Annotated in this window: 23 protein-coding genes and 3 pseudogenes; 13 read left to right on the plus strand and 13 right to left on the minus strand. The window is 68.9% G+C overall.

Translation table 11 applies throughout. From position 1 onward, the window contains the following. Window positions 1-129 precede the first annotated feature (129 nt). The 3 genes and pseudogenes from FXN61_RS03870 to FXN61_RS03880 all read left to right on the plus strand — a co-directional run bounded on the left by FXN61_RS03870 (window position 130) and on the right by FXN61_RS03880 (window position 4,105). A pseudogene (locus tag FXN61_RS03870) lies at window positions 130-1,694 on the plus strand (serine/threonine-protein kinase). 9 nt (window positions 1,695-1,703) lie between these two features. After that, window positions 1,704-2,495 carry a purine-nucleoside phosphorylase gene (locus FXN61_RS03875; RefSeq protein ID WP_167970293.1) on the plus strand — a complete coding sequence of 264 codons (792 nt, stop codon included), beginning with the start codon at window positions 1,704-1,706 and terminating at the stop codon, window positions 2,493-2,495. Beyond that, complete coding sequence (locus FXN61_RS03880; RefSeq protein ID WP_167970295.1) at window positions 2,492-4,105, plus strand: phospho-sugar mutase; 1,614 nt, start codon at window positions 2,492-2,494, stop codon at window positions 4,103-4,105. The genes FXN61_RS03875 and FXN61_RS03880 overlap by 4 nt, the downstream gene beginning before the upstream one ends. Here the strand turns inward: FXN61_RS03880 and FXN61_RS03885 are convergent. Both FXN61_RS03885 and FXN61_RS03890 read right to left on the minus strand, forming a co-directional pair. Next, entirely contained in the window at window positions 4,086-4,421 is a 336-nt protein-coding gene (locus FXN61_RS03885; RefSeq protein WP_246290639.1) for a hypothetical protein, read from the minus strand. The two genes, FXN61_RS03880 and FXN61_RS03885, sit on opposite strands and share 20 nt — an antisense overlap. Window positions 4,422-4,442: 21 nt before the next feature. Then, a complete protein-coding gene (locus FXN61_RS03890; RefSeq protein ID WP_167970296.1) occupies window positions 4,443-5,069 on the minus strand; it encodes a class I SAM-dependent methyltransferase in 627 nt (208 codons plus the stop codon). 20 nt (window positions 5,070-5,089) lie between these two features. On the opposite strand from FXN61_RS03890, the gene FXN61_RS03895 reads away from it, so the two are divergent. Beyond that, window positions 5,090-5,560, plus strand: a complete 471-nt coding sequence (locus tag FXN61_RS03895; protein ID WP_167970298.1) for a hypothetical protein — start codon at window positions 5,090-5,092, stop codon at window positions 5,558-5,560. Continuing rightward, window positions 5,560-6,012: a flavodoxin family protein gene (locus FXN61_RS03900; RefSeq protein WP_167970300.1), complete on the plus strand. Its 453-nt coding sequence runs from the start codon at window positions 5,560-5,562 to the stop codon at window positions 6,010-6,012. Before FXN61_RS03895 ends, FXN61_RS03900 begins: the two co-directional genes overlap by 1 nt. A gap of 70 nt (window positions 6,013-6,082) precedes the next feature. Here the strand turns inward: FXN61_RS03900 and FXN61_RS03905 are convergent, their stop codons facing one another. Continuing rightward, window positions 6,083-7,003 carry an aldo/keto reductase gene (locus FXN61_RS03905; protein WP_223165302.1) on the minus strand — a complete coding sequence of 307 codons (921 nt, stop codon included), beginning with the start codon at window positions 7,001-7,003 and terminating at the stop codon, window positions 6,083-6,085. Window positions 7,004-7,021: 18 nt separating this feature from the next. Here FXN61_RS03905 and FXN61_RS50495 point away from each other — a divergent pair. Next, a pseudogene (locus tag FXN61_RS50495) lies at window positions 7,022-7,423 on the plus strand (iron-containing redox enzyme family protein); the annotation flags it as partial. On the opposite strand, the gene FXN61_RS03915 reads toward FXN61_RS50495, so the two are convergent. The 5 genes and pseudogenes from FXN61_RS03915 to FXN61_RS03935 form a co-directional block, all read right to left on the minus strand. Further along, window positions 7,345-7,575: a CDGSH iron-sulfur domain-containing protein gene (locus tag FXN61_RS03915; protein WP_167970306.1), complete on the minus strand. Its 231-nt coding sequence runs from the start codon at window positions 7,573-7,575 to the stop codon at window positions 7,345-7,347. The pseudogene FXN61_RS50495 and the gene FXN61_RS03915 overlap by 79 nt on opposite strands. Then, window positions 7,514-8,208 (minus strand): annotated as a pseudogene (locus tag FXN61_RS03920) (HemK2/MTQ2 family protein methyltransferase). The gene FXN61_RS03915 and the pseudogene FXN61_RS03920 overlap by 62 nt, the downstream one beginning before the upstream one ends. 91 nt (window positions 8,209-8,299) lie before the next feature. Continuing rightward, window positions 8,300-8,776 carry a DUF1360 domain-containing protein gene (locus FXN61_RS03925; protein WP_167970308.1) on the minus strand — a complete coding sequence of 159 codons (477 nt, stop codon included), beginning with the start codon at window positions 8,774-8,776 and terminating at the stop codon, window positions 8,300-8,302. Then, a complete protein-coding gene (locus FXN61_RS03930) occupies window positions 8,773-8,964 on the minus strand; it encodes a DUF2795 domain-containing protein (RefSeq protein WP_167970310.1) in 192 nt (63 codons plus the stop codon). The genes FXN61_RS03925 and FXN61_RS03930 overlap by 4 nt, the downstream gene beginning before the upstream one ends. Window positions 8,965-8,980: 16 nt before the next feature. Beyond that, complete coding sequence (locus FXN61_RS03935) at window positions 8,981-9,775, minus strand: SDR family NAD(P)-dependent oxidoreductase (protein ID WP_312877536.1); 795 nt, start codon at window positions 9,773-9,775, stop codon at window positions 8,981-8,983. A gap of 140 nt (window positions 9,776-9,915) precedes the next feature. Between FXN61_RS03935 and FXN61_RS03940 the strand changes: the two genes are divergently transcribed. Genes FXN61_RS03940 through FXN61_RS03950 form a run of 3 tightly spaced genes read left to right on the plus strand, consistent with a single transcriptional unit; the run spans window position 9,916 to window position 12,937 of the window. Beyond that, a complete protein-coding gene (locus tag FXN61_RS03940) occupies window positions 9,916-10,911 on the plus strand; it encodes an efflux RND transporter periplasmic adaptor subunit (RefSeq protein WP_167970314.1) in 996 nt (331 codons plus the stop codon). Then, entirely contained in the window at window positions 10,911-11,609 is a 699-nt protein-coding gene (locus FXN61_RS03945; RefSeq protein WP_167970316.1) for an ABC transporter ATP-binding protein, read from the plus strand. The genes FXN61_RS03940 and FXN61_RS03945 overlap by 1 nt, the downstream gene beginning before the upstream one ends. Beyond that, window positions 11,609-12,937, plus strand: a complete 1,329-nt coding sequence (locus FXN61_RS03950; RefSeq protein WP_167970318.1) for an ABC transporter permease — start codon at window positions 11,609-11,611, stop codon at window positions 12,935-12,937. The genes FXN61_RS03945 and FXN61_RS03950 overlap by 1 nt, the downstream gene beginning before the upstream one ends. A gap of 76 nt (window positions 12,938-13,013) precedes the next feature. Here FXN61_RS03950 and FXN61_RS03955 read toward each other — a convergent pair whose 3' ends face one another. Together FXN61_RS03955 and FXN61_RS03960 are read right to left on the minus strand one after the other, a co-directional pair. Beyond that, a complete protein-coding gene (locus tag FXN61_RS03955; protein ID WP_167970412.1) occupies window positions 13,014-13,799 on the minus strand; it encodes an aldo/keto reductase in 786 nt (261 codons plus the stop codon). A gap of 53 nt (window positions 13,800-13,852) precedes the next feature. Beyond that, window positions 13,853-14,611, minus strand: a complete 759-nt coding sequence (locus FXN61_RS03960; RefSeq protein ID WP_167970319.1) for an SDR family NAD(P)-dependent oxidoreductase — start codon at window positions 14,609-14,611, stop codon at window positions 13,853-13,855. A gap of 83 nt (window positions 14,612-14,694) precedes the next feature. On the opposite strand from FXN61_RS03960, the gene FXN61_RS03965 reads away from it, so the two are divergent. The 4 genes from FXN61_RS03965 to FXN61_RS03980 all read left to right on the plus strand — a co-directional run bounded on the left by FXN61_RS03965 (window position 14,695) and on the right by FXN61_RS03980 (window position 17,673). After that, a complete protein-coding gene (locus tag FXN61_RS03965; protein ID WP_167970321.1) occupies window positions 14,695-15,132 on the plus strand; it encodes a MarR family winged helix-turn-helix transcriptional regulator in 438 nt (145 codons plus the stop codon). Window positions 15,133-15,154: 22 nt separating this feature from the next. Next, window positions 15,155-16,246, plus strand: coding sequence for an acyl-CoA dehydrogenase family protein (locus FXN61_RS03970; protein WP_167970323.1), 1,092 nt, complete (start codon window positions 15,155-15,157; stop codon window positions 16,244-16,246). A gap of 177 nt (window positions 16,247-16,423) precedes the next feature. Then, the gene (locus FXN61_RS03975) at window positions 16,424-17,221 is read left to right on the plus strand and encodes a thymidylate synthase (RefSeq protein ID WP_167970325.1); all 798 of its coding nucleotides are present in this window, start codon (window positions 16,424-16,426) and stop codon (window positions 17,219-17,221) included. Further along, complete coding sequence (locus FXN61_RS03980; RefSeq protein ID WP_167970327.1) at window positions 17,218-17,673, plus strand: dihydrofolate reductase; 456 nt, start codon at window positions 17,218-17,220, stop codon at window positions 17,671-17,673. Before FXN61_RS03975 ends, FXN61_RS03980 begins: the two co-directional genes overlap by 4 nt. Here FXN61_RS03980 and FXN61_RS03985 read toward each other — a convergent pair. Genes FXN61_RS03985 through FXN61_RS03995 form a run of 3 tightly spaced genes read right to left on the minus strand, consistent with a single transcriptional unit; the run spans window position 17,670 to window position 19,461 of the window. Continuing rightward, a complete protein-coding gene (locus tag FXN61_RS03985; protein WP_167970329.1) occupies window positions 17,670-18,191 on the minus strand; it encodes a YciI family protein in 522 nt (173 codons plus the stop codon). The two genes, FXN61_RS03980 and FXN61_RS03985, sit on opposite strands and share 4 nt — an antisense overlap. Before the next feature lie 13 nt (window positions 18,192-18,204). Beyond that, window positions 18,205-18,564, minus strand: coding sequence for an MmcQ/YjbR family DNA-binding protein (locus FXN61_RS03990; RefSeq protein ID WP_167970331.1), 360 nt, complete (start codon window positions 18,562-18,564; stop codon window positions 18,205-18,207). Window positions 18,565-18,573: 9 nt separating this feature from the next. After that, entirely contained in the window at window positions 18,574-19,461 is an 888-nt protein-coding gene (locus FXN61_RS03995; RefSeq protein WP_312877537.1) for a proteasome assembly chaperone family protein, read from the minus strand. Between the last annotated feature and the right edge of the window lie 6 nt (window positions 19,462-19,467).

Consider the following 19,467-nt stretch of genomic DNA (forward strand, 5'->3'; position numbering starts at 1 on the left):
CTATGTGAGGTTCACCGCCGTTAACGATGCAGTCAGTGTCTCAGGAAGAATCGAGTCGTGGACAAAGGTGACCTGAAGCGCCTGATCGCGGATCGGTACCGGCTGCTGCACGTGCTCGGTCAGGGCTCGATGGGCACCGTGTGGGCCGCGCACGACGAGGTGCTGGGCAGGCAGGTCGCCGTGAAGGGCATCCTGCACACGCCGGGCATGCCCGATGTCGAGGCCGCTCAGCTGCGCGAACGGACCATGCGCGAGGCGCGTGCCATCGCCGCGCTCTCGCACCCGAACCTCGTGACGCTCTACGACGCGTGCAGCACGACGGCGACCCGTACGTGGTGATGGAGCTGGTGCCGTCGCGCAGTCTCGGCGAGGTGCTGCAGGAGCAGGGCTGCCTCACCGAGAAGCAGGGCGCCGCGGTGCTGGACGCGATCGCGGCCGCGCTGGCGTCCGCGCACCGTGCCGGCATCACGCACCGCGACGTGAAACCGGGCAACGTGCTGATCGCGGACGACGGCCGGGTGAAGCTCACGGACTTCGGCATCGCGCGCAACGTCGCCGAGGCCACCATGACCGCACGCGGCATCACGCTGGGCACCCCCGCTTACATCGCGCCGGAGGTGGCTCAGGGCGGTGACGTGTCGGAAGCCGCGGACCGGTGGTCGCTGGGCGCGACGATGTGGGCCGCGATGTCCGGCGAGCCGCCGTACGTGGGCAAGAACGTCATGCAGACGATCAACGCGGTGATCAACGGTGACGTGCCGGTGCCGGCTGGCGCCGGTCGCCTGGCGCCGGTGATCAGCGGTTTGATGCAGAAGGAGCCGAGCGAGCGGCTGTCGCTGGTCGACGTGCGCAAGCAGGTCTACCCGCTGCTGCCGGAGCCGGGCACCGACGCGTTCGAGGTCCGCGAGTCGGTGCCGCCGCCGGTGATCGTGCGGCCGAAGCCGAAGATCGAGCCGGACGCGCCGCTGGCAGACGACCCGGGCCCGTTGCCGTTCGTGGTCACGAAGCCGATGGCACCCCAGCGCCCGCGTGGACGGGTTGCGTCCACGTTCGTGCTGGTCGCCGCCGTCCTGCTGTTCGTGGCGGGCTCGGGTGGCGGGTTCGCGCTGACCCGGCTCGCCGCGGGCGCGTCGCTGCTGCCGCCGACCGAGCAGACGTTGCAGACGCTGCCGACCTTGCCCACGTCGGCGGCACTGGAGCGCCGCACCGCGTCGGCCGTGACGGCGATCGGCGACCAGGGAGGGGAGTTCACGCTGAGCGTCGAGCAGAGCTGGACGATGTACGCCGAGCAACGTGCCTCTGACCAGCGGTTTCCGGCCTCGGCGGTGGTGCACTTCGTGTCGGGGAGCGGCGCGTACGAGGTGACGGTGCAGCGGTTCCCCGACTACTACCCGAAGCGCGACATCAAGACGTACGTGTCGGGAGTGCAGGCGCGGTGGCCGGGCCGGTTCTTCGGCGGCGAGAAGGTGCCGACGCCGAACCTCGCGGGGGCGCACAGCGAGGACAGCATCCAGTTCGTCTACAAGACGGTCGAGGGTGACGAATCCAACGCGTTGAGGAGGTCGCACTTCTCCCGCCTGCTCCCTTACGGCAACGACCTGTGGGTGGTCGAGGTCGTGGTGCCGACCGAGCAGGAGGACGAGGCGCGCGCGAGGCTGTTCGACGCGATCGCCTCCACCTTCGCCCCGGTTTAAGCTCTCGCGGTGACTCCAGAAGAGCTGGCCGGCAAGGCCGCGGAAGAGATCCAGAGCCGCACCGGCGTGGCGAAGCACGACATCGCGATCGTGCTCGGCTCCGGCTGGCGGCCCGCCGCCGACGTGATCGGTGAAGCCGTCGTCGAGATCGGTGTTGGTGAGCTGACGGGCTTCGAGGCGCCGACCGCGCTCGGCCACGGCGGCACCATCCGTTCCGTCGAGGTGGGCGGCAAGAAGGTGCTCATCGTCCTCGGCCGCACCCACGGCTACGAGGGCAAGGGCGCCCAGAAGGTCGTCCACGGCGTGCGCACCGCCGCCGCTGCCGGCGTGTCGACGATCGTGCTGACCAACGCAGCCGGCGGCCTGCGGCAGGGCATGTCCGTCGGACAGCCGGTGCTGATCTCCGACCACCTGAACCTCACTTCGCTGTCCCCGCTGGTGGGCGCGCGGTTCGTGGACCTCACGGACCTGTACTCGCCACGACTGCGCAAGGTCGCGCAGGAGATCGACCCGTCGCTCGAGGAGGGCGTGTACGCCGGTCTGCCCGGCCCGCACTTCGAGACGCCCGCCGAGATCCGGATGCTGCGCACGCTGGGCGCTGACCTGGTCGGCATGTCGACCGTGCACGAGGCGATCGCCGCGCGCGCCGAGGGCGTCGAGGTGTTCGGTCTGTCGCTGGTCACGAACCTCGCGGCCGGCATCACCGGTGAGCCGCTGAACCACGAGGAGGTGCTGGAGGCCGGCGCCGCGGCCGCCCAGCGCATGGGCACGCTCCTGCGTGAGCTGGTGGACCGGGCATGAGCCTGACGCCGGCACTGCGTGACGCGACGTTCCGGTGGATCGCTGACGACCCTTCCGCAGCTGCTCGCGAGGAGCTGCAAGGAGTGCTGGCGCGGGCGATGGGCGGAGACGCCGCCGCGGTGGAGGAGCTGGCCGACCGCATGGCCGGGCCGCTGACGTTCGGCACCGCCGGACTGCGCGGGCCGGTGCGTGCGGGCACGAACGGCATGAACGTCGCCACCGTCGTCCGCACGACCGCCGGTCTCGCGTCGTGGCTCGGAACTTCCGGCCTGGTCTTCGTCGGGCGCGACGCCCGGCACGGCTCGGAGGAGTTCGCCAACGCTGCCGCCGAGGTGATGGCGGCGACGGGCTTCGACGTGCGGATGCTGCCGGGGCCGTTGCCGACGCCGGTGCTCGCGTTCCTGGTGCGCAAACACGGTGCGGTGGCGGGGATCCAGATCACCGCGTCGCACAACCCGCCCGCGGACAACGGCTACAAGCTCTACCTGGCCGGTGGTTCGCAGATCGTGCCGCCGTCGGACGGGGAGATCGAGAAGGCGATCGAGGCCGTTCCCGCGGCTGTGTCGGTGCCTCGGTCCGCCACCTACTCGGTCGTCACGGACGCCGAGATCGACGCGTACCTGGAACGGGTTTCCTCGCTGCCGAGCGGAAACTCCCGCTCGTTGAAGATCGCGCTGACGCCCATGCACGGCGTTGGCGGCGCGTTCGCCGTGGAAGCGTTGCGGCGCACGGGTTTCACGGACGTGTACGTCGTGCGGTCGCAGGCGGTGCCGGATCCGGACTTCCCGACCGTGGCGTTCCCGAACCCGGAGGAGCCCGGCGCCTCGGACGAGCTGCTTTCCCTTGCGGAGTCGGTGAACGCGGATCTGGCCATCGCGCTGGACCCGGACGCGGACCGGTGCGCGCTGGGGGTGAAGGACGGCTCGTCCTGGCGGATGCTGCGCGGTGACGAGACGGGCGTGCTGCTCGGCTCGCTCGTGTTGTCCACCACCGAGTCGACGGATCCTTTGGTGGCAACGACGATCGTGTCCTCGTCACTGCTCAAGTCGATCGCTGCCGCGCACGGGGCTCGCTACGCGGAGACGTTGACCGGCTTCAAGTGGCTGGCCCGCGCGGGCGAAGGCCTGGTGTTCGCCTACGAGGAAGCGCTCGGCAACTGCGTCGACCCTGCTTTCGTGGCCGACAAGGACGGCATTTCGGCCGCGGTCGTCGCCGCCGATCTGGCCGCTGGGCTGAAGGCCTCAGGCCGCACGCTGCTGGACGCGCTGGACCAGCTCGCGTTGGACCACGGCCTGCACCTGACCGATCAGGTTTCCTTGCGGTACACCGATTTGAGCCTGATCGGCGCGACCATGGCCCGGTTGCGCTCGTCGCCGCCTGCCGATTTCGCGTCCGAGGACCTGCTTCCCGGCGCGGACGTGCTGCGGTGGACGGCTGACGGCGTGCGCGTGATCGTACGGCCGTCCGGCACCGAACCGAAGCTCAAGGCGTACCTGGAAGTCGTCGAGCCGGTCACGGACGGACTGGAGTCCGCCCGTGCGGCTGGTAAGGCTCGATTGGCCGAGCTGCGTGAACGGGTGACCGAGCTGGTCAGCTGGACAGCGCGATAGCCAGGCAGAGCCCGGCAAGAGCGAAGCCCCCGCCGGCCACCCAGTAGGCCCTTCTGGTCGGCGGGGCGATCGCGTTGCGACGCCCCTCGGTGACCGCCGCGACGGCGATCCGCCCGAAGATGTACGAGATCGTGCAGAGCCCCACGCCGAGTCCGAGCAACATCGTGTTGACGTCCCACGGGCTGTGGTCGAACCCCGGCCACACCGACGCGAAGAGGGGCCCGATCCCGATCATCCCGATGCCGACCGCAAGGCCGAAACCCCAGGTGATGCGACGCTGACGAGGACTGGTGGTCATAAGGGCGGTGGTCTTCATGGTCCCTCCTGTGTACACCCTCTAGGACGTCTTTCCGGCCGCGGGGTTCCGTTTCTGAAGCAACAAGAACGCCTGCGGCCCCTTCTCGTGCACGTCCTTCTGACGCACGAGCCTGGCCACTTCGTTGAACCCGGCTTTGGTCGCGTTGCTCACGGTCTCGTCAATGTCGTGCCAGTACACGTCCAGATCCACGTCGTGACCGTATGCGTGGTCCAAGTGCCACTTCTGGTTACCCAGCTTGAAGGCGTGCAACAGATGTCCGCCAGGCTTGACGACCCGGTGGAACTCCCGCCACGGCACGGATTCCGCCGGCAGGTGGACCGTCGAGTACCAGACGACCGCGCCACCGAGGCTGTCGTCCTCGAGCTCCAGGTTCGTGATGTCGCCGGTTGCGAAGTCGAGGTGCGGGTAGAGCTGCCCGGCCTGTTCGATCATGCCTTCGGACAGGTCGACACCGAACGCGTCCAGGCCGAGTTCGTGCAGGTACTGGGTGATGCGACCGGTGCCGCAGCCGAGGTCGCCGACCGGGCCCTCGGTGAGCTCGGCGAACGCACGCATGATCGCGGCGTCGAGCGGGCGTCCGTCGTGCGCGTCCGGAATGAGCTTCGCGTAGCTGGCGGCAACAATGTCGTAGGAGGCACGGGTCATGGTCCTCTATGTTGCCGCCCATGGAATACACGCGGCGTGATCTGGCGCAGGCGGTGCTGGACGCGCACCCGGACAGCAACCGCGGCCTCAACATGTTCTACGGCGCGTTCAGCGATGACATGAAAAAGCACCAGGTCAAGATGAGAGACGGCCTGCTGAAGGCGTTCGGCATCGACCTCAACGCGCACATGGCGCTGAAGATGATGCTGAAGAGCACCGTCGACTCGAACTCCGCGATCACCTCACCGGGCAGCGGCTTCGGCGAGTTCAGCGCTATCGCCCGCAAGCTTGAGGGCAGTGGCGTCATCGACCGGATGATGGAGATCGCCAGGCTGAACGACGAGTCGCAGAAGATCCACCTGGACATCGTCGAGGAGTTGATGGGCCTCATGCTGCCGGCGGCCGAGGTGGTCACCTCCGAGGACCTGAAGGCGCTCGGTGTGGACGACGACGATCCGCCGAACGTCAACGACTACGAGATGGACTACTGATGGCGCGGCTGCTGATCGTCCACCACACGCCGTCGCCCGCCGTGCAGGCGATGTTCGAGGCCGTCGTCGCGGGCGCCACCACGCCGGAGATCGAGGGTGTGGAGGTCGTGCGGAAAGCCGCGTTGTCCACAACCGCTGTGGACGTGCTGGAGGCCGACGGCTATCTGCTGGGCACGCCCGCGAACCTCGGCTACATGAGCGGCGCGTTGAAGCACTTCTTCGACACCGTCTACTACCCGTGTCTCGATTCCACGCGTGGCAGGCCGTTCGGGCTGTACGTGCACGGGAACAACGACACGGCGGGCGCGGTGCGAGGTGTGGAGGCGGCCACCACGGGGTTGGGCTGGGAGAAGGCCGCTCAGCACGTGCTCGTCATCGGCGAGCCGTCGAAGGCCGACCTGGAGGCGTGCTGGGAACTCGGCGCCACCGTGGCGGCCCAGTTGTCCACATGAATCCAGGGTTGTCCACAGCCTCTTGTCCCCAACCTGTGGACAACCCTGGGGATATACTCGAACGTATGTTCTAGCGACCCACGGTGCTCATGTCCGGATAACGGTCCCCTGCCACCGCCGAAGCCGGAACAGCAGCCTCGATCGCGGCGAGATCGTCGGCGGACAGCTCCAAAGAAGCCGCCGCGACGTTCTCCTCCAGGTACTTGATCCGCTTGGTGCCCGGAATCGGCACCACGTCGTTGCCACGGTGCTGCACCCAGGCCAACGCCAGCTGCCCGGCCGTGACTCCCCGTTCGGCCGCCAGCGCCCGCAGGTCCTCGACCATCTTCAGGTTCGCGTCGAGGTTCGAACCGGAGAACCGCGGCTGCGCGACGACACGGAAGTCGCCCTCACCGAAGTCCTTGGCCGAGGTGAACCGGCCGGTCAGCACGCCACGGCCCAAAGGCGAGTACGGCACCAGACCGATGCCCAGCTCACGGGCGGTGGGCACGATCTCGGCCTCGATGTCCCGCGACCACAGCGACCACTCGCTCTGCAGAGCCGTGATCGGGTGCACGGCGTGGGCGCGACGCAACGTGGACGCTCCCGCCTCGGACAGGCCGAGGAAACGCACCTTGCCCTCGGTCACCAGCTCGGCCATCGCCCCGACGGTCTCCTCGATGGGCGTGTCCGCCGGCACTCGATGCAGGTAATAGAGGTCGATCACGTCGGTCCCGAGCCGCTTCAGCGAACCCTCGACGGACGACCGCACGTACTCACGGTCCCCGCGGATGCCACGAGACCCGCCCGGTTCCCGCACGATGCCGAACTTGGTGGCCAGCACGACGTCCGAGCGGCGGCCGGCGATCGCGCGGCCGACCAGCTCCTCGTTCGTGTACGGGCCGTACATGTCGGCCGTGTCGAGCAGCGTCACGCCGAGCTCCAGTGCCCGGTGGATCACCGCGATCGACTCCGACTCGTCGCCGACGCCGTAGAACTCCGACATTCCCATGCAGCCGAGCCCCTGCGGCCCGACCTCCAGCTCACCCAACAAACGGCTCACGCCGTCGCCTCCAAGTCCCGGTCGTTGCGCGGCGCGCTGGTCGGCCACTTCGCCGCCGCCGAGATCACCACGGCACCGAGCGCCCAGCGCATGGCCCAGGCGTTGGTCCGTCTGGACGCCGATCCGCGATGCGTCGAGTTCTTCACCGAGCACATCGAGGCAGACGCGGTGCACGAGCAGATCATGCGGCGCGACGTCATCGGATCGCTGCTGGAGCAGGAACCCGATCTTCTGGCAGACGTGGTGTTCGGCATCCAGGCCACGGAACTGCTCGAAGCACGCCTCGCCGATCACCTGCTGTCGTCGTGGGCCGCCGGTGAATCGTCACTGCGGACACGCTTGCGGTGGCTGGTGTCGCAAAACGGGTAGCGCTTGCTGCGGCGGCACGCGCACACCGCGACCACGAACCGGTCGCTGGTGTGCGTGACGCCGTCGTCGGTGACGAGCTCGACCGGTCCCTCAACGAGCACCGGCCCGTTCGGAACCACCGTCACCCTGCGGGCGTTCTGGCCGGTCACCACGAATCACCACCAGTTCCTCGTGCCGCTGGCCGGGCTCGATCAGGCCGTGGTGCTCCAGAAAGCCGATCCTGCCGTGCATGACCGGCCCGAACGGCACCCGGAGACGGTGCACGACCGACGCTTTCAAGCCCTTGTCCCGCAACTGCCGCAGCGTCGTGTCCACTCCGCACAGTGCGGAGTGGACCATCAGGAGCACACCTCCTGGCACCAGAAGGTCGAACATCCTGGTGCACAACGGGTCCAGCAGCTGACGGCCGTCCAGCCCAGCGTCCCACGCCCGAGCCGCACCGCGCGCCGCACAGGAGCTCACGGCGGGCACGTACGGCGGATTGGCGAGCACGAGGTCGAAACGCTCGTCGGCCACGACCTCCAGCGCGTTGCCGAGCCTGACTCGCAGAGGTATCCGCCGCAGGCCGCGTTGACCCGCGCGGTCCACACCGCGCGCCGGGACACGTCCACGCCGGTCACCTCGGCGGCGCCGGCGCGGATCGCCGCGATGGCCAGTGCTCCGGTGCCGGTGCCGATGTCCAGCACGCGGGCACCCACCGGAATCGCCGCCGCGTGCATGGCTTCGACAAGAAGTGCCGTGTCGTCTTGAGGCGCGTACACGCCCGGAGCTCTGAGCAGCCTCACCACCGGAGAATCCCCCGCCGGAAGACCTTGAAACACCGCGTTTTCCCACGTTTTCCACGGGTACACGGGGAGCAGGCGCGGCCGCCAGGAGTCATGACTTCAGCTTGTCGTACACAACGTTCAGCGCGTCGGACGCCGCGACGGCCGCGAGCGCGGTCGACACGAGCCGGGTGAGGCGGGGCGCGAACACCAAGCCCGCGGTGAGCCCGCTCGCGATCCACACCCCCGCGCAGAACGGGCACGTGAGCAGCTCGCCGATCGCGTGCCGTGCCGGGTGGTCCGACCGGGCGGACTCCTTGAGCTCCGCGTGCCCAGCCGGTTCCTCGTAACGGGTGAACGGAGCCCGCAGCGGGCTCGTCACCGCTTCCTTGGTGAGCAACCGGCTCGCCTTGTGCGTCGCCACGGACACGAGGGCGGTGTCGCCGAGCGAGAACCTTTCTGGCAGCCGGGCGCCGGTGAGGCGCCCGGCCGCCGAGACGGCGCCGGCGAGTGCCGCGTAGCCGCCGATGGCCAGGAGGTAGCCGGGCAGCGGCCTGTCCTCGCCGTACGCCTGCCAGATCCGCCTCACGCGTTCGAGACCTCCGCGCTGACGGCGTTCGGGCCGTTGTAGTCACGCTCGGGCAGCTTTTCCAGTGCTGCCAGGACGTCCTCGCCGGCACCGTTGTCACGGGCCTTGTCCAGCAGCTGCCGCTTGGTCACCGGGTAGTCCACGCCGGAGAGATACTTCTGCACCTGGATGGGATTCGATTGGCTCATGGGGCGCGAGTACCCGTCAGGAGTCCGCTGAACCGGGCTCCGTCATCGTCCGCATCATCTTCGCCTTCACCGGATCCGGCGCGACCTTCGCGGCGACGGCGTGGACCTTGTTCTTCAGCGAGCCCGCGACCACGTGGTCGTCGCCCTTCATCAACGCCTCGAAGCCCTGCTGGGCGACCTGTGTCGGGTCGTCCTTCTCCCCCGTGGCGACCTTGGTGTCCTGCATGCCGGCGCGGTCGAAGAACTCGGTGTCGGTCGGCCCCGGCATCAACGTGGTGACGCTGACGCCGGTGTCGCGCAGCTCCTCGCGCAGCCCCTGGCCGAACGACGCCAGAAACGCCTTGGAGGCGGCGTAGACCGAGTGGAACGGCCCCGGCGCGGTCGCGGCGACCGACGACGTGAAGAGCACCTTGCCCTCCTTGCGGTCCACCATGTCGCTGATCAGGCGGTGCGAGAGGTGCACGGCCGAGCGGACGTTGAGGTCCACGATCTCCAGGTTGTCGCCGAGCGACGTGTCGCGCACGAAGTCACCGCCGACCCCGACGCCCGCGTTCACCGCGAGCACGTCCACCGGGCGTCCCGTCGCGCGCACGTGGGCGACGAGCGACTCCACCCCGTCGTAGCTCCTCAGGTCGACGCGCACGGGTTCCACGCGCACGCCACCGCTGCGCAGGCTCAGCTGCGCGGCCGCGTCCTCGATCTTCTCGTTCTCCGCGGCGATGACGACGTCGAACCCGTTGTCCGCGAGGACTTTCGCGAGTTCGTACCCTATTCCACTCGAAGCACCGGTCACCACGGCAAGCGCATTCACAGGTGTTCTCCTTCCGGTCAACATCCCGGATACCCGTGGCCACCAGGTCGATGCGACATCGGCCGAAAGTCCGATGCAACCTCCCCGTCTCCTGCGGTGTCCTTATCGGTAGGTTGGTCGAAACGACATGGGGGACATTCGTGCGCAAAATTGTTCTCGCGCCGCTGTGCGCGCTGGTCACGGTCGCCGTGGCGGCGTGCAGTCCGTCAGGTCCGGACCAGACCAATCCGGAGCTGGCACCGCGCGGCACGACGATGACGAAGGTCAAGCCGACCAGGCAGGACCTGACGACCAAGCTGAGCATCTCGGGCAAGGTCGAGATGAACCCGACGTTCGGGCTCGTCGCGCCGGTCGCGGGTCAGGTGCGGTACTTCGACGTCCAGCCGCCCAACGGCACGCCGACCAAGCCCATCAGGGTCGCGACGGTGTGGAAGGACGGCGCGCCGAACTACGTGGAGGCCCCTGCGGGCGCCGTGTTCGGCGGCAGGCTGGTCGACGACAAGGCGACGGTGACGGCGGGTATGCCGATCGCCTCGGCCAAGCACGTCGGGTACGCGATCGTCGGCGACATCGACGGCGCGCAGGCCTACAAGATCAGCGGTGCGCTCACCGACGTGACGGTGCAGATCAAGAACGGGCCCGGCCCGTTCCCGTGCACGGTGCTCGGCACGATCGCCGCGCTGCCGCAGGGCACCATCCCGGAGAAGCCCACGCAGACGCCGGACACCAAGAACCAGCCGACGGGCCAGCCGCAACCGCCGCAGCAGCCCAAGACGCCGGAGCAGCCGCAGCAGCCGAGCGCCTCGACGGGCCTGCGCATCGTGTGCACCGCGCCAGGCGACGTGCAGATGATCAACGGCGCCAGCGCGTCGATCGAGGTCACCACCGGCAAGTCCGCTCAGGCACTGGCGGTTCCGGTAGAGGCCGTCGCCGGTCAGCAGGGCAAGGGCAAGGTCGACGTGATCCAGCCCGACGGCTCGCGCCGCACGACGGACGTGACGCTGGGCCTCACCGACGGCAAGGTCATCGAGGTCAAGTCGGGTCTCACCGGTGACGAGGAGCTCGCCGTGCCAGGCCCGAACCTGCCAGAGGGTCAGCAGCAGGGCGGCGACCAGACCAAGCCGACGGGACCGTGATGACCCAGCCCCCTGTCACCGTCGCCGCGCCGCTGCTGCAGCTGAACGGCATCACGAAAGTGCTGAAGGGGCAGGAGGAACCGCGCACGATCCTGTCCGGTGTGGACCTCACCGTCCATCCTGGACAGAGCGTCGCGATCCTCGGCCGCTCCGGCTCCGGCAAGTCGACGCTGCTGAGCCTCATCGGGCTCTTCGACCGCGCCGACGAAGGCCAGTACTTCCTGCACGGCAACGACATCACGAAGCTGCCCGAGCGCAAGGCCGCGGCGTTGCGCAGCGCGGAGTTCGGGTTCGTGTTCCAGCGCTTCTTCCTGCTCAAGCATCTCACCGCGGCGCAGAACGTGGCGATGGCACTGGTGAACGGCCAGGGCTGGTCGGCGCGCCGCAAGCGCAAGCAGCAGGTGATGGAGGCGCTCGAGACCGTCGGCATCGCGCATCTCGCGAAGTCCAAGCCCTCCAGGCTTTCCGGCGGTGAGCAGCAGCGCGTCGCGATCGCCCGCGCGCTCGTCAGGCAGCCGCGCGTGATCCTCGCCGACGAGCCCACGGGCGCGCTCGACACCGAGACGGGCAACCTCGTCATCGAGGTGCTGCTCAACACCACCAGGCAGGGCTGCGGCCTCGTGCTGGTGACGCACGACCACGACCACGCGCGCAAGATGGGCCGCGTGATGGAGCTGCGCGACGGGCGGTTCAACTGATGCTTTCCGGCAAGTTCCGGTCCGCCCTGGTGATCGGCGGACAGGGCATCCGCGCCCGAAAACTGCGCACGTTCCTGTCGATGGTGTCGCTGTTCCTCGGCGTGCTCGCGGTCGTGGCGGTGCAGGCGGGCTCAGAGATCGCCGAACGCGCGATGCTCACCGACGTCGAGCTCCAGGCCGGCAAGGACGGCACGATCATGGGTTACATCCCCGGTGACAAGGGCGCGCCGGGGATCGTGGAGTCCACGCTGAAGGGCCGCCCTGACGCGGTCGCGATGATCAGCTCGAAGGCGATCATCGGCGAGCCGGGCGTGCGGCCGATCAACGAGGGCGGCATGCCGTTCGAGTACGCGAACCGGGGCGGCGACTACGGCGGCCCGATGGTGTATTGCGACGCCGGCGGTGTGTGCCATGAGCAGAAGCCACAGGAGAAGAAGCCGGACGGCCAGGCGATCGAGGTCAGCATGGTCGCGCTGACCGGCGACATCCGTCCGTTCAAGCCGTTCCGGCCGGTCTCCGGCAGCTGGCTCGACTTCATCTCGGGCCCGTCGCTCGCCCCGCGAATCGTGCTGAACGAGGAGGCCGCGAAGGGCCTCAGGCAGTACCGCATCCCCGGCGAGATGATGATCGACGGCGCCACCCACCACGTGACGCCGCAGATCGTCGGCGTCGTGCAAGACGGCTACATGCAGCCCCGGATCTACCTGCGTCTCGACGAGCTGCGCACGTGGATGCCGGCCGCGGCGGCGACCAACGACCTCGACAAGTTCCGCGGCGGAGGCACCGGCCTCGAGGTCTACCTGCAGCCGGGCTCCGACGACCTTCAGCAGCTGCTGAAGGCCAAGCTCATCGGCGCCGGCGTCGACCAGCAGCAGCTGCAGTTCCAGGTGGTGAACTCCAAGGAGCGCATGCAGTCCGAGCTGAAGATCATGCGCCTGATCTTCCTCGGCATGGCGTTCCTGGTGCTGCTGATCGGCGTCGCGGGCATCCTGAACGTCGGCCTCGCCACGGTCGGCGAGCGCGTAGAGGAGTTCGCGCTGCGCCGTGCGGTGGGCATGTCCCGGATGCTGCTCGCGGGCATCGTGCTCGCTGAGACGTTGCTGACGGGCCTGCTGACCGCCGCGCTGGCGATCGGCGCGGGCGCGGCGGGCCTGCAGATCGCGCTGGCGATGTTCGGCAGCCGCTTCCCGTCGTTGCAGGGCACCGCTTTCCCGTGGGAGGCGGGCGTTGCCGGCGTGATCGCGGGTCTCGTCGCCGGTGTGCTGGGTGGTCTCATCCCGGCCATCAGGGCGGCGCGGATCCCGATCGCCACAGTCATGCGGGCCTAGGAGGCAGGCCCGTTGCCGGCGAAGCCCCGGACCGCGATCGTGCGGGCCGGGGCTTCGTATTTTCTCGGGGTATTTCTCACGCTCCGTTGAACTCGTCCGGGTTCGGGCCGATGCGGTCGCCACGGTCCAGAGTGGACAGTGCGGCCATCTCCTCGCCGGACAGCTCGAAGTCGAACACCGCGATGTTCTCCCGGATCCGCGACGGCGTCACGGACTTCGGGATCACGACGTTGCCGAGCTGCACGTGCCAGCGCAGCACGACCTGCGCCGCGGAACGGTTGTGGCGCGCCGCGATCTCCGTGACCACCGGGTCGGAGAGCAGCTCGCCGCCCTGACCCAGCGGCGACCACGCCTCGGTCTGGACGCCGTGCTCGGCGTGGAAGGCGCGCAGGTCGGCCTGCTGCAGGTACGGGTGCAGCTCGACCTGGTTGACCGCCGGCACCACACCGGTCTCGTCGATCAGCCGCCGCAGGTGCGCGGGCTGGAAGTTCGAGACGCCGATGGCACGGATCCGGCCGTCCTTCTGCAACTCCACGAACGCCTTCCAGGTGTCGACGTAGAGGTCGCGGGCGGGCATCGGCCAGTGGATCAGGTACAGGTCGAGCACGTCGAGCTTGAGCTTCTTCGCAGACTCGTCGAACGCGCGCAGCGTCGCGTCGTAGCCGTGGTCGGTGTTCCACAGCTTCGTCGTGACGAAGAGCTCGTCACGGTCGACGTTCGCGATGGCCTCACCAACGCCGCTCTCGTTACCGTAGGCAGCGGCGGTGTCGATGCTGCGATAACCGGCCTTCAACGCCTCCGCGACGACGGATGCGGCCTCTTCGTCCGGCACCTGCCAGACGCCGAAACCGAGCTGGGGCATGGTGACGCCGTTGTTGAGCTTCACGGTGTTCACAGACAATCTTCCTTTTCTTGCTACGGAATGAGCGTCGGAGCGGTGCCGCCGTCGACGCGCAACGCGGCTCCGGTCGTCGCGGACGACAGGTCCGACGCGACGTAGGTGATGAGGTTCGCGACCTCGTGGGGACGGATCAGGCGGCCCAGCAACAACGTGGGACGTTCGGTGCGAACGAACTCCTCCTCGCCGCCCTCCCCCACGCGGTCGCGGATGAACTCCTCCACGCCCGGTGTGAGCGTCGGGCCCGGCAGCACCGAGTTGACGGTGACGCCGGTGCCCTTCACCGCCTGGGCCATGCCGCGCGAGATGGCGAGCTGCGCGGTCTTCGTCATGCCGTAATGGACCATCTCGGTCGGCGTGAAGACGGACGACTCGCTGCTCACGAAGATCACCCGGCCCCAGCCGCGCTCGACCATGCGGGGCGTGTAGTGCCGCGCGAGCCGCACACCGGACATGACGTTGGTGTCGAAGTACCGCTGCCACTCGGCGTCCTCGATCTCGAACACCGGCTGCGCGCCGTAGATCCCCATGTTGTTGACGAGCACGTCCACGTCGGGCAGCTGGTTCACCAGCTCGGCCACGCCCTCGGCAGTCGCGATGTCGGCCGCGATACCGCGCACGTCACCGTTCAGCTTGCCGGCCGCCTCGGCGACGCGCTCCTCGCTGCGACCGCTGATGACCACCGTCGCACCCGCCTTGAGCAGCGCCTCCGCGGTGGCGAAGCCGATGCCGGAGGTCGAGCCGGTGACAAGGGCAGTACGTCCCGACAGATCCATGTCTCTCCCCGGTAGACTTGTTGAAGACGATTACAAGCGTACGCAATAGTTGCACACGCTGTCTATTCGAGAGGGATTGACCCATGTCACTGGACGACGACGCCGTCCAGGCGCGCGCGCAGGGCTGGCGCACGCTCGCGGCGTTGCACGCGCGCATCGAGGACCGCCTCGAGAGAGCACTGCAGAAGGCGCACGAACTCTCCGTCAGCGAGTACACCGTTCTGGACGTCCTCAACCGCCAGGACGGCTTCCACCTGCGGATGAACCAGCTCTCCAACGCCGTGGTGCTGAGCCAGTCGGCCACGACACGCCTGGTCACGCGACTCGAAGACCGCGGCCTGCTCGCGCGCTACCTCTGCCCCACCGACCGCCGCGGCATCTACACCGAGGTCACCGAGAAGGGCCACGAACTGCTTGCCCTCGCCCGCCCCACGCACGACCAGGCCTTGTCCGAGTCGCTGGAAGAGGCCGAGGGCATCCCGGAGCTCAAGCCACTCGTTGAGGCGCTCGCCAAGCTGTAGCGCGGTCGGCAGGATCGCACGCATGGATCTCCATGCGCTGATCCGCACCGAAGCCCCTGCCGCCGAACGGGACCGCGGCCTCACCTCGCCGGTGCTGACCGCGCTGGCCGACCACGGCCTGCACCGAATGCTCGTCCCGCGGCGCCACGGCGGCCTGGAGCTCGGCTTGCCCGAGTGGAGCTCCCAGGTGCAGGAGCTTTCGCGCGCGGACGCCTCGACGGGCTGGACCGTGATGACGACCACCATCTCGTCATCGCTCGCCTGGTACCTGCCCGCAGACTCCGCCGACGAGATCTTCGGCGACCGGCGTTCGGTGGTCGCGGGCACGGCCGCCGCGATCGGCACGGGTGTGTCCGCGGACGGCGGCTACCGCGTGTCCGGCCACTGGGGCTGGGGCAGCGCCGTGCCGTACAGCCAGTGGGTCATCGGCGGGTGCGTGACACCGGACGGCCCGCGTCTCGCCGTGTACCCGCGCTCCGACGTCACCGTCCACGACACCTGGCACGTCGCCGGTCTGCGCGCCACCGCCTCGCACGAGTTCTCGGTCTCCGACGCCTTCGTCCCCGCCGGCCGCACTGCCCTGCCGGGAGTGACCCCTCCCGGCACCAACGGCCCGCTCGTTCGTTTCCCGTTCTTCTGCTTGCTGGCCGCCGGTGTCGCCTCGGTCGGTCTGGGCACCGCGCGTCGTTCCGTGGACGAGATCGAGGACCTGGCCGTCGAGAAGACCCCGCAGCACACGACGAAGCGCCTCGCCGAGCAGACCGGTGCCCAGATCGAGATCGCCCTGATGGAGGCCAGGCTCTCGGCCGCCCGCGCGTTCCTGGACGACGAGCTGCGGGCGGTGTGGGAGCTGGCGGAGGCCGGTTCCCCCGTGCCGGACGCGGTCAAGGGCCGGTTGCGCCTCGCGTGCACGTTCGCCTCCGCCGAGGCCACGGAGGTGACGCAGAAGGCGTTCGCGCTGGGCGGTGGCACCTCGGTGTTCGAGGCCTCGGCCCTGCAACGCTGCCTGCGCGACGCCCACGCCGCGAACCAGCACACGATCGTGTCGCGCCGTCTGCTGGAGACCTACTCCATGGTCCGTCTCGGCCTCGGCCCGGACACGGCGAGGTTCTAGTGGCGTGGCTCGAAACGTTGCCGAGCGAATTCGCGGTCAGACGGGCGCATCGTGGTGCCGCCCCCGCGTCCTCATACTGGACCGTATGGGGGCGCGGGGGCGGTGCCGCGAGGCGTCCTGCTGAGCGTGAATTCACCGCCGACGTGTCGAGCCACGCCACTAGGTAGGCTCACCCGTATGGCCGACACGCAGTACGAAGACCTGCTTCGGCACGTCCTGAAAGAGGGCGTGCGCAAGGAAGACCGCACCGGCACCGGTACGCGGTCGATCTTCGGCCACCAACTGCGCTACCCGCTCGCCGCGGGCTTCCCGCTGATCACGACCAAGAAGGTCCACTTCAAGTCGATCGCCTACGAGCTGCTGTGGTTCCTCCGCGGCGACAGCAACGTGAAGTGGCTCCAGGAGCACGGCGTGACAATCTGGGACGAGTGGGCCTCTCCCGAAGGCGAGCTCGGTCCGATCTACGGCGTGCAGTGGCGCTCGTGGCCGACCCCGGACGGCGGTCACGTCGACCAGATCGCCGACGTGCTCACGACGTTGAGGACGAACCCGGACTCGCGCCGCATCATCGTCTCCGCCTGGAACGTCGGCGAGATCGCGCAGATGGCCCTGCCGCCGTGCCACGCGTTCTTCCAGTTCCACGTCGCCGACGGCAAGCTCTCCTGCCAGCTCTACCAGCGCAGCGCGGACCTGTTCCTGGGCGTGCCGTTCAACATCGCCTCCTACGCCCTGCTGACGCACATGATCGCCGCCCAGACCGGCCTCGGCGTCGGCGACTTCATCTGGACGGGCGGCGACTGCCACATCTACGACAACCACGTCGAGCAGGTCGAGCTGCAGCTGGGCCGCGAGGCCCGGCCGTTCCCGACGCTGCGGCTGGCTCCCGCCGACAGCCTGTTCGACTACACCTACGAGCACTTCACGATCGAGGGCTACGACCCGCACCCCGGCATCAAGGCCCCGGTGGCGGTGTGATCGGCCTGATCTGGGCCCAGGCCTCGAACGGCGTGATCGGCCGCGACAACGCCATCCCGTGGCGCATCCCCGAGGACATGAAGCACTTCCGGGAGGTCACCGCGGGCTCGGCCGTCCTGATGGGCCGCCGCACCTGGGAGTCGCTGCCCCCGCGCTTCCGTCCCCTGCCGGGCCGCCGCAACCTGGTGCTGTCACGCACGCCCCAGGAAGGCGCCGAGACGTTCGACAGCCTGGAGAAGGCGCTCGCGGACGTCACCGGTGACCTGTGGGTGATGGGCGGGTCGGCGGTGTACGCGGCGACGCTGCCGATCGCGGACCGCGTCGAGGTGACCGAGATCCGTGAGGCGTTCGAGGGCGACACGTACGCGCCCACGATCGACCGTGAGCCGGTCAGCGTCGGTGAGTGGCAGGAGTCCAGCTCAGGGCTGCACTACCGGTTCGTCCGCTACTAGCGGCGGCCACCGAACTCCCACTCGTGGACCTCGACGGCGTCGTACCGGCCGGCGGTCAGCACCGATTCCGGGTGAGCGGACCTGACCAGCGCCGCCGTGCCCAGCCAGGCAGCGCCGTCGTCGGACAGCAACGGCCCGTAGGCGATCAACTCCTCCGGACGTTCGGGAACGAGGTCCACGGCAGCACCCGACCCGAATCCGAGAACCAGATGGCCGCCGCCTTCACGGCCTCCCGGGAAGTCCCACATCGTTCGTCCGAGCACGTTGCGCCACCTGCGCACCAGCACGTCCCGATACGCGCCGGCCTGGTAGTTCGGCTCTTCGAACGCGAACGCGCGAGCGGCCGCAGGAGACGGCAGGTCGACGACGTGCACGCTGCCGGTGAGCACGTCACCGGAGAAGGTGGGTCCGCGGGCGATCAGCTCGAACCGGTCCATGTAGGACCAGTGCTCCTCGGTCAGCCGCTCGCGCAACGGCAACGAACCGGGCCGGTCCCGGTGGTAGCAGAAGAACTCCACTAACGGCCCATCTCTAACGACGACGGGCACGTGCGTGCCAGGCCTCGACGATCAACTCTTCCAGCTCCCCCACCTCGATGTGCTCCAGCCGCACCAGGATCGCGGGATACCCGGTGAAGTGCGGCGTGGTGAAGTAGACCGACTCGTCGGAGGCCAGCAACGCCTCCTTGGCCCCCAGGTCCGGCACCCGCGCGGCCAGGATGGGCCCGGAAGGCGCGGACGCCCCCAAGGCCGTCAGGTCGGTCTTGCGCAGCGGCCGTTCCCACACGAAGAGCTTCTCCTTGACCCTCCAGTCGACGACGCCTTCCCGCACCCGCTCCGTCACGTCGGGCATGGAGGTGGCGATCCTGCGCACGTCGTCCCAGGTGGCCATCGCAAGCTCCTACAGGTGGTCCGGCGGACGCTGCTGCTCGGCCAGGAACCGTTCGAACTCGGCACCCAGTTCGTCCGCGCTGGGGAGATCGGTGTTCCCGACAGTCTGGATGAAAGCGTCGTACTGCCGCTCGAGCGCTTCCACCACCTGGGCGACCTCCTCCGACTCCGCGACCTGGCGGTGGATCTCGGCGTCGGCGGCCTGGGCCGCGTCGATCAGCGACCCGATCGGCAACGCGAGGCCGGTCGCGCGGGCGACGGCGTCCAGCAAGGTGACGGCCGCGGTCGGGTACGAGGACTGCGCGAGGTAGTGCGGCACCTGCGCGGCGAAGCCCATCGCGTCGTGACCCGACTTGCCGAGGCGGAACTCGAGCAGCCCTGACACGTTGCCCGGCACCTGCACGCGGTTGAAGAACGGCTGGTAGTCGGACACCAGCTCGGCGCGCGTCGCGTGGCCGATGACGTTCAACGGACGGGTGTGCGGCACACCCATCGGGATGCCGTGGAAACCGACGGTCAGGCGCACGCCCCAGCGGTCGATCAGCGAGCGCACCGCCTGCACGAACGCCTCCCAGCTGCGATCCGGCTCGGGACCGGTGAGCAGGAGGAACGGGTGTCCCGCGCTGTCCCACAGCAGGTGCACGACCAGTTCCGGGGCGGCGTAGTCCTCCCAGTGGTCGGTCGCGTAGGTCATCAGCGGGCGGCGCGAGCGGTAGTCGATCAGGCCGTCGACGTCGAAGCGCGCGACGACGCGGCTCTCGAGGGTCTCCAGCAGGTGCTCCGAAAGCAGGCGACCCGCCGCGCCGGCGTCCATGAAGCCCTCGAAGTGGTGCAGCAGCACCGCACCTGTCAGGTCCGGCACCTCCGAGTCCACCTCGTACAGGTTCTCCGGGTCCACCGCAAC

This window comes from Lentzea indica, assembly GCF_012184385.1.
GTDB lineage: Bacteria > Actinomycetota > Actinomycetes > Mycobacteriales > Pseudonocardiaceae > Lentzea > Lentzea indica.